General features: G+C 57.1%; 6 protein-coding genes and 2 pseudogenes. 4 read left to right on the top strand and 4 right to left on the bottom strand.

Annotated features, from left to right (window positions below; genetic code table 11):
* Positions 1 to 135 (bottom strand): annotated as a pseudogene (locus tag CO660_RS33975) (CopG family transcriptional regulator); the annotation flags it as partial.
* A 171-nt stretch (positions 136 to 306) separates the two neighbouring features.
* On the opposite strand from CO660_RS33975, the pseudogene CO660_RS25410 reads away from it, so the two are divergent.
* The 3 genes and pseudogenes from CO660_RS25410 to CO660_RS25390 all read left to right on the top strand — a co-directional run.
* A pseudogene (locus CO660_RS25410) lies at positions 307 to 452 on the top strand (damage-inducible mutagenesis protein); the annotation flags it as partial.
* Positions 453 to 2156: 1704 nt separating this feature from the next.
* Positions 2157 to 4448, top strand: coding sequence for an FdhF/YdeP family oxidoreductase (locus tag CO660_RS25395; protein ID WP_097601076.1), 2292 nt, complete (start codon positions 2157 to 2159; stop codon positions 4446 to 4448).
* A 148-nt stretch (positions 4449 to 4596) separates the two neighbouring features.
* Entirely contained in the window at positions 4597 to 7464 is a 2868-nt protein-coding gene (locus CO660_RS25390) for a winged helix-turn-helix domain-containing protein (protein ID WP_097601075.1), read from the top strand.
* 61 nt (positions 7465 to 7525) lie between these two features.
* Here the strand turns inward: CO660_RS25390 and CO660_RS25385 are convergent, their stop codons facing one another.
* Entirely contained in the window at positions 7526 to 9055 is a 1530-nt protein-coding gene (locus CO660_RS25385) for a sodium:proton antiporter (protein WP_097601074.1), read from the bottom strand.
* A gap of 96 nt (positions 9056 to 9151) precedes the next feature.
* On the opposite strand from CO660_RS25385, the gene CO660_RS25380 reads away from it, so the two are divergent.
* Positions 9152 to 10390 (top strand): NAD(P)/FAD-dependent oxidoreductase, encoded by a 1239-nt coding sequence (locus CO660_RS25380; protein WP_097601073.1) that lies wholly within the window; start codon positions 9152 to 9154, stop codon positions 10388 to 10390.
* A gap of 458 nt (positions 10391 to 10848) precedes the next feature.
* On the opposite strand, the gene CO660_RS25375 is transcribed toward CO660_RS25380, so the two are convergent.
* Together CO660_RS25375 and CO660_RS25370 are read right to left on the bottom strand one after the other, a co-directional pair.
* Complete coding sequence (locus CO660_RS25375; RefSeq protein WP_097601072.1) at positions 10849 to 11952, bottom strand: NADH:flavin oxidoreductase/NADH oxidase; 1104 nt, start codon at positions 11950 to 11952, stop codon at positions 10849 to 10851.
* 76 nt (positions 11953 to 12028) lie between these two features.
* Positions 12029 to 13258, bottom strand: coding sequence for an MFS transporter (locus tag CO660_RS25370; protein WP_097601071.1), 1230 nt, complete (start codon positions 13256 to 13258; stop codon positions 12029 to 12031).

Raw genomic sequence — 13258 nt, 5'->3', positions numbered from 1 at the left:
GCCGCTGCTGGGCGGGCGGCGCAGAGAGCGTCTCGCCAGCTCAGAAATGACTTCGCCGACGCTCCGGTGCTGCTGGGTTGCCATCGCTTTTGCGGCGATCAGGACATCGTCGTCAATCGCTAAGGTCGTTCTCATATCCGCCTCATCGCGCATCAATCATCACGCATCATATAAAGCAAGTGGTCGGCCGTCTCAAGGTGGATACCGAAATGACGCGTCATTGCGCCAATCTTTTCACCAGAACCTGCGATTTTTTGCTCGACATGATGACGGTCGCCAACACGACCTTGCAGGGGGCCGTGAACGATGAGTGCTACCTGCGAAAGGGTGATTTCCGATCTGCGCGAGCCATCGGCTCGCTGGAGGGCTTATTAGCCCGAAAGGCTGGCTGTCTTTCCTTTGGCGTGCCGGAAATCGATGCGGTCCTGCCTGGCGGTAGCCTTACCCACGGCTTTTAGCAGCTGCGTCGCTTAGCGGCGTGCCTCGCACGCCGAATATGACCAGGTGAGGTCAAGGAGCCGTAACGCGACCGCAGCGTCCGCTTTCCGAGCAATCGGAGGGCGTACTTTTTCAAGCACCTCCGCTAGAAGCCATGACCGGAAGTCGTATCACTATGAAGGTCGGTTGCGAGGGCTTCACGCTTGAATGATCTGCTCGCGTGGCCTCACTTCCACCATCGCCGCCATCCGTCCAAGGGGACGACGGGATCGGATCGAAACTCGGCGGTGCATTCGATGGCGAGGTGATCAGGCATCCCTCGGAGAAGGGGTGTCGTGTCGGGGTCAGGCTGAGGTAGCCCGCGAGATCGGTTGTCGGGGCAGGGATTCGAACCCCGCGTCACAGCTCGAAAGCTGGAAGCAACCTCGGACACCCAAGGGATGGGGAGAGCGCCACGCTCCAATTACGCTTACGCCCGACTGAAGCATTAACTCCCTGGCCTTGCGATTGTTCCTACTGCTGCGAAGATGATTGTAAGATTCCTTTCCATTATCGCCCCAGGTTGTCGAATAGCGATGCTATACAATTCAGCCTCCGATGCATAAAGAACGACGACGTCGTCAATGTTAATGGTGCGTAAGCCGTTTATACAGTTGATTTCTGAAGTATGGACGAATAGCCTCAGCTTATTCGTCAGGCGGACCAGACGAAGCAGAACTTGAGGCAGCCGAAACTGCCCGAAGAAACTCCAAGCGGCAACCAAGCCGCCCGCCAATTTCCCTGCTAGGAACCGAGCTTACGTCGCTGATGGCGTGTGCTCACGGCTGTTTGGAGATAACTATGAAGTTCGCCCTCGTAGAAGGAATCCGCCAAGAAGCGACGACTGGCACCCGTGGTATCTGTCCCGGTTGCGGCTCGCCGGCGCTAGCCAAGTGCGGCACCAAGCGCCTGCGTCACTGGCCCACGTGAGCACCGCCGTTTGTGACCGATGGTGGGAGCCCGAGACCGAATGGCATCGAGCGTGGAAGAACTTGTTTCCGATGGACTGGCAGGAAGTCCATCATCGGGCTCTCGACGGCGAGGTCCACGTCGCCGTTGTCGTTTGGCAGTACGTAAGAATGCGGTTGTTTCGAATTCTTTGGCAGATAATTTAAGACTCCTGGCGAGAGGAATCTCAAATTAAGTGCAACAGCTCAGGCTTTGCTATCGGCCTCTTTGATCCTCGATGTTGGGTCGTGTGTTCAGATCCCTTCAACTGCCCCAGACGACGACTTGCCATTGATCGTGAAATTGCCGCTACCCGGATGCCTTCGCCGCCGCGCCCTGCCGATAAGATTTTACGCCCCGGTCCAGATCAGCATCGGCGACTGGGATAATTGCGCCACGAGCAATAAAATGGAGAAACTATTGATGCAATTGTGACCAACGCGTTCTGACGACATTATCCACGTCAGACGAACTCAGCGTCGCCTGAAGCTATCAAAAACGAAGTTCGCAGGACGCGAAATGACCAAACCCCTTTCTTCCATGACCCGCAGAAATCATCCCACGCTGGAGCAGTGCTGCTATGGGTCGAGGTTGTGATTGCGCGGGCAGTATTCAATTCCACGGTTCATCCTCCAATATCGCTCGGATCCACTATGCCGCGGTATAATGTGCGTCACGTGTGATGTGCTGATAGAGTTCAAGCTTCAACTTATATTTGCCACGAGGATCCCGTGAAGGAAAAGCGACCAGAAGGCATCGAGCGCTACGACCGTCCGGCCGGCGGCTGGGATGCGTTAAAAGCCGTAGCAAAGACCCTTGCCCATCAACAAATCATCGCGCAGGGCACACGAACGCTGCTAAAGGCCAACCAACCGGAGGGTTTCGATTGTCCAGGTTGTGCCTGGCCGGATCCCAAACACACCTCGTCGTTCGAATTTTGCGAAAACGGGGCCAAGGCAATCACCTGGGAGTCGACCGCCAAAAAGACGGATGCCTCTTTCTTCGAACAACACACCGTGGCGGCGCTGTGGGAATGGACAGACCACAAGTTAGAAGACGCTGGCAGGATTACGCTTCCGTTGCTCTATAATCGCGACACTGATCATTACGAACCGATTGGTTGGGATACCGCGTTCGAATTGATCGCGAGTGAGCTTAATCATCTGGACAGCCCTCACCAGGCGGAGTTCTACACGTCCGGCAGAGCCTCGAATGAATCGGCGTTTCTCTATCAGCTTTTCGTCCGCGCATTTGGGACAAACAACTTCCCTGATTGCTCCAATATGTGCCATGAGGCTACGAGCGTTGGCCTGCCGATGTCGATCGGTGTCGGCAAAGGTACTGTGACGCTGGAGGATTTCGACCACGCCGACGCCATCTTCAGTTTCGGACATAATCCCGGTACCAATCATCCCCGGATGATGTCGACATTGCATCAAGCGTCGCGTCGAGGTGTGCCAATCATAGTGTTCAACCCGCTCAAGGAACGTGCACTCGAGCGTTTCGCGGCACCTCAAGATCCGCTTGAGATGGCTACAATGTCATCGACGCGTATAGCCTCCGCTTATCATCAGGTCCGTGTCGGAGGTGACCTGGCAGCGTTGAAGGGGATCATGAAGGCGATTTTCGTTCGCGACGCCGAGGCGATTGCGGGCGGAGGCGAGGGGGTCTTGGATCGTGCCTTCATCGCGGAGCACACGGTTGGATTCGACGCACTCCAGGCGGACATAGAGTCGACGAGCTGGGCTGATATCGAATCAGTTAGCGGGCTCACCCCCCAAGCCATCGAAAGCGCAGCCGATGTCTACGTGAAGGCGAAAAACGTAATCGTCTGCTATGGGATGGGGCTGACGCAGCATGCCCACGGGACGGAAAACGTACAGCAGGTTGCCAACCTGCTCATGTTACGCGGCAACATCGGTCGCGAAGGCGCTGGGATCGCCCCGATCCGCGGCCACTCCAATGTTCAGGGTGACCGCACCGTTGGGATTACAGAGATCCCGACTGAGGCGCTGCTGGAGGGAATGGAGAAGGCTTTCGGCTTTAGGCCTAACGGCGAAACGGGACACAGCGCCATTGAGGCTGTTGATGCGATCGCGGAAGGGCGTTCGAAAGCGCTGATCTGCCTCGGTGGGAACCTGGCCGTCGCCATGTCGGACCAACTTGCGACGTTTCAGGCGATGCGTAAGCTTGATCTCGCAGTGCATATTTCTACTAAGCTGAACCGATCGCATTTGCTTACAGCGCGAACGTCGTTGATACTTCCCTGCTTGGGTCGAACGGATCTCGATACGCAAGACTCGGGTCCCCAGGCCGTTACCGTGGAAGATTCGATGTCGATGGTTCACGCGTCGAGGGGCTTTCTAAAGCCGCCGGCGAAGATGTTGAAGTCGGAGCCGGCAATCATTGCCGGCATCGCCAAGGCCACGCTTGGTGGGCGTTATTCGATCGACTGGGATGGGCTGATCGCGGATTACAGCCGGATCCGAGATAAAATTGAAGCTGTATTCCCGGAGTTTTTCGATTTTAACAAGCGAGTCCGAGTTCCGGGAGGGTTTCGTCTGGATGTGGCCGCATCATTCCGTCGGTGGAACACCCGCACCGGGAAAGCAAACTTCCTGGTCGCTCGGGGCCTCCTTGAGGATCCCTTATTGACACGGCCAGACGCTCTCCTTCTGACGACGATCCGAAGCCACGATCAATATAACACCACCGTTTACGGAATGGACGACCGGTATCGTGGGGTATTTGGCCGACGGGACGTTCTTTTCATGAATCCGGCCGATTTGGCAGCTCTACAACTCAGTGACGGCGACCTCATCGATATTCGGTGCCTGATTGACGCGGAGGACCGCGATCTTAGGGTACAGCGGCTTACCGCGGTTGCCTACGACATTCCATCAGGTTCTGTCGCCGGATATTATCCTGAGTTGAATGCTTTGGTGCCATTGAAGCACTTCGACCGCACCTCCGGAACGCCCTCCTACAAAGGAGTTCCGGTCGCAGTCGCCAGGGCGTGCTAACATCAGGCGGATGACTCCAGCGGTATTGTGCGGTATTGGTGCGAGGGGGCAGTCTCTTGCACATCACGCCTTTGTTTGTCCGGTCTTCCCGTGAGACGTGTCCAATCGCTGCTTTCGCAAGCAGCTCTCCGTATTGCAGGAGAATTTGATGGCACCACGGCAACCGCCTGAGATAGTCACCTTCGGGCCTTTTCGCCTGCATCTCAAGCTCCGCCGTTTGTTCCACGACGAGGAAGAGGTGCGCCTTGGCAACCGAGCAATGGAATTGCTCATCGCACTGGCGCGTAAGAAAGGAGAGGTCGTAACAAAACGAGACCTGTTCGACGCGGTATGGCCAGGCATCTTCATTGAGGACGGCAATCTCAAGGTCACAATCGCCTCGCTGCGGCGAACCCTTCGAAAATACTCGGCGATGGGCAACTATATTCAGACATTTTCAAACCGGGGCTATTGGCTTAGCGACCAAGCCGATGGCGTTGCGCCTGATGATGGTAACCTGCAGAGCATCGCGAGCACACAGCTCCCTCACTTAGGTAACGTCATTGGCCGAGCTGACGAAATCGCCGAGCTGTGCAAGACCGTCGGGGTCAGCCGGCTAACCAACATCGTCGGGGCAGGAGGCATAGGCAAAACAACGGTGGCTATTGCTGTCGCCCGGATTGTTGAGGGCGAAGAAGAGGTTTCTGTCACGTTTGTAGATCTGTCGCGGATTACCGATGAAGAATATGTCATACCTTCACTTGCGGCCGTCCTGGGCATCAATTCAGGTAGTCAAGACCGACTTGATGCCATTTCCTCAACCCTCGCCAAACGAGCAACCCTGCTGGTGTTAGATACCTGCGAGCATGTGAGCAATGCCGTGGCGCATCTATGCGAAGTGGTACTCAAAAGAACCGAGAGCGTGAGGATCCTTTGCACAAGTCGACAAGCTCTGCGCGCCAAGCACGAGAAAGTCGTATGGCTAGCGCCCCTGGGGGTGCCGCCGGCAGGCGTAGCTCCCGCCGCGGAGGAAGTCCTGGCATATCCCGCTCCCAAGCTGCTGGTTGAACGGGCTTCGGAGGCGGGCCATTACAAACTGACGGACCGGGACGCAGAAACAGTCGCAGAGATCTGCCGGAGGCTTGACGGTCTGCCGCTTGCGATCGAACTTATCGCGCCCCGCCTGTTGGTCGAAGCGGCGGCCGATGTTCTCAGAGAACTCGACAACCGATTTGCTGGACTTACCGGCCGCGAGCTTGAGGCCCCGCCGCGGCAGCGGACCCTTCTCGCCACGCTGGAGTGGAGTTATGCAATGCTCACCGAAACCGAGGCGGCCGTCCTACGTGCCGCCTCGATATTCGCGCACCCATTCGAACCAGGTGCACTACTGCGCGTGATACATCACCGCCAGTTTGATCCCGCCCTTGTCTTCGACGCGCTTGCGGGCCTTCGCTCGAAATCGATGTTGAGCATCGAGCACTCATCCGACGATATGCGGTATCGGCTTCTGGACAGCACACGAGCATTTGCTGCCAGCCTGCTCGAGACTTCAGGCGAGGTTGAACAAGTTTCGGCGGCATACGCTCGATATGTTCTAGAGGTGTTTGAGAGGTCCATAACCGAGCGGGCACGACTCCCGGCTCAAAAGTGGTACGCGACCTATGCAACCCGCGCAGAAGAATTGCGCAAGGCCATCACCTGGGCTCTCTATCAGAATGGTGACACGTTGCTCGGGCTGAGGCTCGTGGCTATCGGCCTTCCCCTTTGGCATGAACTTTCCATGATCGAAGACGCAAGAAGGAACTGCGAAGAGGCTCTTACAGCGTATGACCGGATATCTTGCTCAGAGCGCGCGCTCCAGCTGAAGCTCCTCCTGGGGCTGGCCGCGGTCACCAGATTTATCTCGACTGATACCGATAAGGCCATTGCGACGTTCGAGAAAGCTATAAAGCTGTCGCGTGATGTCGGGGACAAAGACGCTGAGTGCCAGGGACTTGTGGCGCTGGCTAGCTATCGACTTTTGCCAGGATACCGAACGGCAGCGCAGGAGACACTTGCGCAGCTGAAGAACGCCGCGATGCAAAGCGGTAACCGCCCGGCTCTGTGGGAGCACGAGACCCTTCTCGCCGAGATGGATGTTATCCAGAGCGACTACCCGGCAGTTATCGCTCGACTTGAACGGCTCCGTGAGCAAATACGGAACGCTTCGGATGGGACCGCATCTCGTTTTGACGCCGACATTCGGATCAGGACCGAAAACACCTTGGGTGCGGCTCAATGGCTTGGTTCTCAGAGGCCGGGAACCGGATTACGTCGGGTCCAGACCGCAGCCCATTGGGCATTGGAGGCACATCATGGTTGGACGCTGATATACTGCTTCACTCGCGGTATTCTCTTCATACTCAGCGAATGCCGCGACTACGCACTCGGCGGGCACTGTCTCGCCAAATTGAGGGAAGCCATCGACAGGTATGACATGCCAACCTGGACCCCGGTTGCCGTCTGTTATGCGGAAGCCTTCGACGCACTTTCCGGGTCAAGAAGAGATCCTGATGCGATCATGCGGGCGTTCGATCAACTCCGCACTGGCCTCCCTCAGCACGGCAGGCATGTCTACTACGCGCTTCTGGCGAGAGCGCTTCACGCGATCGGATGCGTGGATGAAGCGGCTCGCATTCTCAATTACGTCTTCGAGATCGGCCCGCAACGCTCAATGCTTCCCGAATTGCTTCGTCTCAAGGCAATCGAAGAACGGTCGAAAGGTCGCGATGACGATGCACATTCAACTCTGTCGCGGGCTCTGGCGATTGCGGAAGACCATGGTTCTTGGGCTTGGCGGCTACGGGCCGCGACGGACCTCGCCTCGCTTCTCCTGGAAAAGTTTCAGGTTAATGATGCGAAAACAGTGCTCGAGCCGGTATATGGCCAATTCCTTGACGGTTTTGTCACGCCCGATCTGCAGCGTGCGAACAAAGTGCTTGATGATCTCAACAGCTCAAATCTCATGAGTACTGTGGGAGTCGCGGCTTCTCGATAACCGCTGATTACGGCTGCTCGAAAATGGCGACTAGCAGGAGCCTCAACGAGAGACTTTCCCCTTAGCTTTCCGTTATCCGCCTTTCTTTCTCGGACTCGGCCGCCAGCTGCTGCCAGTCCAGGTCCTCTTGCAATTCCAGATATTGCGTCGCGCCGATGAGATCGGCGTCTCTAAGTTCATCGAGGCGCTGGCGCTGAGCTAGGGTCGCAGCGCGCAATAGCCCGCGGCGTCGATCGTCCGACAGGCCGCCGGGGTCCGCTGCGGTCTTGGCATACTGAGCAATGAGTGCTGCTGCTTCGGGTCCTTCTTCTGAGGCCAACCTTGCGACCGCAGCTTCAGCAAGGCCGGCTCTAGCCACATCGGTCTCCTTTCGGACTGCCGTCTGGCGGCCTAGCCGGAGAAGGTGGATCATCGGAGCCAGCGTCCCCCCTTGGATGACAAGCGTCGCAAGCACAACGGCAAACGCCGCGAGTACTACCAAGTTGCGCTCGGGGAAATCTGGTGGGAGAGCGAATGCAGTCGCAAGAGTGACGAGGCCACGCATCCCGGCCCACCCCACAAGCATAGTCTCTCCATGTTGGAATGGTGCGAGGTAACCCCCTCTTTTGTGTCGGTACGCGACTACCGCGTGAAAGAGAAAAGCAATCGCCATTCTGCAAACGATCACGCTGATGACGACAATCGTGGCGAAGCCGACCGCGCGGGCTAGCTCATCAGGAGACATTGTCTGAACGATGCTTTTCGCCTGCAGGCCCATCAGCAAGAACGCTACCACATTCAGTAGAAAGACCACGGTCGTCCATACGGCAAACGAATGGACGCGCATCCGGGGGGAGTCGTTGACAGTCGCCAAAGTGGCGATAGTCATAGCACTTGATACGGTAGCCAATACCGCCGACAGATGCAGTCTCTCGGCGATTAACCAGGTTGCGAACGCGTAAACGAACTGGAGAAGCGTCCCGCCTACCGTGTTTTCCGTAAGTGGCCTGAGTCTGGACAGAAGATAACCAAATGCTATACCGAAAACTATCCCACCCGGTGCCGCGATCGCAATCTTGATAACGGTCGCCGACCCTAGCCCGCCACTGGCATGGACGTTCAGAGCCGCGCTGAACAGCAAAAGGGCGGTCGCGTCGTTGAACAGGCTCTCGCCCTTGAGCAGCGTATCCACCCTGCGATCGACGGGTAGTCCTGACAGAACGGCGGTTGCCGCCGCAGCGTCCGGAGGAGCGACGATCGCGCCAAGAGTGACGGCAACCGCTAGGGGGAGGCCGGCGGTCATCGTGCCAATAGCAACGACGATACCCGTGGTAGCGAGAACGGCTACTACTGCGTAAACAAAGATCGGCAGGAGCATGCGCCTCGCAGCGCCGATAGGAAAGTCATAGGCAGAGTCGACGAGGACAGGCGCGATAAAAAGCGCCAACGCTGTATGGGGATCGATCGGGATGTTAGGTGCTCCGGGAACCATCGCGACCGCTACGCCAGCCGCGGCAAGAATGCCTGGATAGGGCAGGTGGACTCGCCTTGTGATCTGCAACAGAAACACGGCGACTGCCAGAAGCGCCACTAGGGTTTCGAAAAAGCTCATGATGTACAATAACAAAGATCTGTAGGCGTTATAGTCTCGGTAGCCCGAATCATGAGCATCCGGCGGCCAATTTCACCAAAATTAACGGAGCGCGTTATGGACTTCGAGGTGGCAATAATCGGCGCTGGGGCAGCTGGTATTTCCGCGGCCCGTATGCTGACCTCGCTGGGTCGCAAGGTAGTCGTCATTGAAGCAAGCAGCCGCGTCGGCGGCCGAGCCTGGACCAACGAGATCTATGGTCTCCCACTCGACATGGGTTGTGGCTGGTTACATTCTGGTGAACGCAATCCGCTGGTCGATATGGCAAGGGCTGAAGGCTTCGATGTCGTAGAAGGTCGCACCGCTTGGCAGGATCAATGGCGGGACCTCGGGTTCACTCCCGATGATCGAAAAGCTGCCCTTGAGGCTTGGGCGGGAATGTCTAAACAGATGGAAAGAGACCCACCGGCCTCTGATCGAGCTTCGGATGCCCTTGACCCAGGTGGGAAGTGGAACGCTTACTGTCAGTCTCTAAGCGGATATCTCAACGGTGCGCCGCTCGATAGTCTCTCAGTCGAGGATTTCCTTGCCTACGACAAGGCCGCGACCCAGTCAAACTGGCGGGTGCGTGAAGGATATGGAACGTTGTTGGTAAGGAGTATGCCGCCTGTTCCTCTCTATTTATCTTGCGCTGCCAGGAAGGTGCGGCAAACCCGAACTGGCGTTAGGATTGAGACCGATCGCGGAACAGTTGATTCCCGGGCGGTAATCGTGACTGTCTCGACAGCCGTGCTTGCCAGAGCCCTTATCGAATTCGATGCGGAAATGGACGACCACCTGCATGCGGCTGGGAACCTGCCGCTTGGCCTGGCGGACAAACTTTTCTTCCACCTTGAAGGCAATCATGGTCTGGAGGCGGAAACTCATCTTCTGGGCAATCCTGCAAACGACAAAACGGGCAGTTACTACATCCGACCGCTTGGTCGCCCGATCGTTGAGGGATTTTTTGGCGGCCCTGGCGCGATCGCGATCGAAGACGCTGGAGTTCTCGAAGCTTTCGCCTTTGCCATCGAGGAGTTGACGGCGCTGCTCGGTGGTAAAATTGAAAAATACCTCAAGCCAATTTCGTCCTCTTCATGGTGCAACGTTGAATGGATCCACGGCTCATATAGCCATGCATTGCCCGGCTGCGCTCGAGACCGCGAGACATTGGCAAAACCAGTGAGCGAGCGACTGTTTTTTGCAGGCGAGGCCACAAGTCGCTTCGACTTCTCTACAGCTCACGGTGCATGGGAGAGTGGCATCAGGGCAGTTCAAGAATTCGCGGCGTGCTATCCTAAAGCAGTCGCTCCCTAGTGGGCAGGACTGACCGCATAGCGAATGGCTTTCAAGATTTCGACATTTTCTTCTAAACCCGAACCCCGATCCGCTCCGAGGCTTCGCTAATTTGCGGCCACGCGGCCAGCGTGGACGGCCGCAGCGGCCATCGACCTTTGGAGACCTACGCCTTCTGCGAAGACGAAGCCCGGCTGACGATGCCAATGCCGTTTTCAAGATCACCAACAGAAATGGCGTCGATGCGCCCGCCGACCATTGCCAATCACTCCTCAACAAGAACGGCTTGGGTCTCTGACTTGGCCTGATCTATAAAATGGAGCCTTCCCGGATAGCTCCGAGTGGGATGCACCCCGTGAGTGTTAGCTTTCATTCGCCCGAGAAAATGTCCCCGCGCCATTTGCGGCAGAATCCCGGAATCTGCAATGACGGGGCATCCTGAGATCCTTTCTGCGTTGATGTTATCGTGGAGCTGCGTGTTATTCCGTCTCAAAAAGACCGCGATACCGATTGGGCTGCGAGCGAAGGTATTGGTTTGGTACACGAATTTTACCACCCAGCTCCGCTGCAGCGTGCCACGGCCAGTTCGGATCGAATAGGATAGTTCTTGCCAAGGCTACCATGTCGGCGTCACCAGTCCCGACGATCGCTTCGGCTTGATCGTAGCCGGTGATCAAGCCAACCGCGACCACGGGAACGTGCACGACCTTCCGCACCTCTCGAGCCAACGGGACCTGGTAGCTAGGCCCTACTGCGATCTTCTGGGCGGGATGGAGGCCTCCACTGGACACATGTATCGCGCCAGCGCCATGCTTTTCGAGTTCTTGTGCGAAAACAAGCGACTCTTCAAGCGTCAGGCCACCCTGAACCCAATCCGTTGCAGAGATACGCACTGAAACCGGCTTCTCACGGAATGCTGCGCTGACCGTATCGAAAACTTCTAAGGGAAAGCGCATTCGGTTCTCGAGGCTCCCGCCATATTCGTCCGTGCGTTGGTTGGCTAACGGTGACAAAAACTGATGGAGTAGATAACCGTGCGCGGCGTGAAGTTGCACGATGTCGATACCGAGTTTGTCGGCTCGCGCCGCGGCAGCTCCAAATGCATCGCGAACGCGTTTCAGTCGCTCTTTATCCAAAGCGACGGGCGGTTGTTGATCAGCGTTGTAGGAGATCGGCGACGCGCCGTATGTTTGCCAACCGAGTCCGTCGGTTGGAGCAAACTGGCCGCCACCTTTCCAGGGAACTTCGGTCGACGCCTTCCTGCCTGCGTGACTGAGCTGAATCGCGATAGGCATGTCCGACCACCGCCGGATGCTCTCGAGCGTCAAGCTCATAGCCGCGTAATTCTGATCGCTGTAGAGGCCGAGATCTCCATAGGTAATCCGTCCTTCCGGGAGAACTGCAGTTGCCTCAATCGTCAAGAGCGCTGCGCCTGAGAGGGAAAGCTTGCCAAGATGTATCAAGTGCCATTCGTTCATGTTCCCTTCTTCGGCGGAGTACTGACACATCGGCGCAATGACGATCCGATTGGCCAATGTGAGGCCCTTGATTTCAATGGGCGTGAAAAGCTTTGGCTTGGACATTGTTGCTGCTCCCAACACGGCTTCCTGTTGCCGTACGTTTGTCCTTATGCGCTAAGGTACCACGATGTGTGACGGTCTAGGCGGCTGCCAGATTAGGACGGCGAGTGAGCGTCATGGTGAAGATGACGAGACCGGTGAGCGTGAGGCAAAACCCCGCCCAAGCGGAGGAGAGAATGCCAAAGCCGCTCGCAATCGCGAGGCCACCCGACCATGCCCCGATCGCATTGGACAGGTTGAGTGCCGCCAAATTCATCGCGCCTACAAGGGTGGGCGCCTCGGGAGCGAATTTAGTCAGTCTGACCTGGATAGTCGGTATCGCGGTGAACATGGTTGCGCCGACCAGGAAGAAACCGGCGAATAGGACGGGAAGCTTGAACCCGAAAGTGGCCAGTGCTGCGAGTACGACGACTGCTACGCCAAATCCGAGCAGGAGACCGCGTGCCGGATACGTGTCGGCGAGGCGACCGCCAAGAAAATTGCCTGCAGTCATCCCGAGTCCGAAAACTGTAAGTGCAACCGGGATCCATCCTGCTTCCAGCATGGCGACATCCGTGATTAACGGTCCTACGAAAGTGTAGATCGCAAATATGCTCGCAACGCCGAGAGCGGCGACGAGCATGGTCATCCATACTGCTCCTTTACGCAGAGCGCTAAGCTCCTGTATGACGGAGCTACCGCTCAGAGCGTGGGTTTTCGGCACGAACGCCATTAGCGCCAGGAACGATAGCGCGCCGAGGCCCGACACCGCAAAGTAGGTGTTTCGCCAGCCGATGGTCTGGCCGAGGAACGTCGCGAGTGGGGAGCCGACGATGGTCGCCACGGTCAGTCCCATCATCACCAGAGCAAAGGCCTTGCCGGTATGGCCAGGGCCGTAGACGTAGGTGGCTACAACGGCTCCTGCCCCGAAATATGCACCTTGGGGCATGCCGCTGATGAAACGAGCGAGTACGAACATCTCCAAGTTGGCCGCCAGCGCGGACAGGATATTCCCCAATACGAACTGCGCCATGAGCATGAGAAGCAGGGTGCGACGGTTTAATCGTGCAGCCGCTAGCGTGACAAGTGGTGCGCCGATGACCACTCCGAAAGCGTAGGCAGTCACGGCGTTCGTCGCAGTAGGAATGCTTATCCCCAGGCTTTCGGAAAACAGTTGGAGGATACCCATGCTGGCGAATTCGGAGGTGCCAATGCAGAAACTGCCCAAAGCCAGTGACAGCAGTGTCAGGCGGCATCGCCCGCGCTCCACGGGATCGGAGGAATGAACGTAAACCGCGGCGCATTGAGCGTGATAGGCTTTGTCGAGCAT

The organism is Rhizobium sp. L9 (assembly GCF_002531885.1).
Classification (GTDB): Bacteria; Pseudomonadota; Alphaproteobacteria; order Rhizobiales; family Rhizobiaceae; genus Rhizobium.
Note: the sequence above shows the minus strand (reverse complement) of the source record. Positions and strands in the feature narration are given on the sequence as shown.

Excerpts from the sequence above, each read along its gene's own strand:
- CO660_RS25370 (WP_097601071.1), bottom strand. The coding sequence starts at position 13,258 with ATGCTCGACAAAGCCTATCACGCTCAATGCGCCGCGGTTTACGTTCAT.
- CO660_RS25390 (WP_097601075.1), top strand. The coding sequence starts at position 4,597 with ATGGCACCACGGCAACCGCCTGAGATAGTCACCTTCGGGCCTTTTCGC.
- CO660_RS25380 (WP_097601073.1), top strand. The coding sequence starts at position 9,152 with ATGGACTTCGAGGTGGCAATAATCGGCGCTGGGGCAGCTGGTATTTCC.
- CO660_RS25375 (WP_097601072.1), bottom strand. The coding sequence starts at position 11,952 with ATGTCCAAGCCAAAGCTTTTCACGCCCATTGAAATCAAGGGCCTCACA.
- CO660_RS25385 (WP_097601074.1), bottom strand. The coding sequence starts at position 9,055 with ATGAGCTTTTTCGAAACCCTAGTGGCGCTTCTGGCAGTCGCCGTGTTT.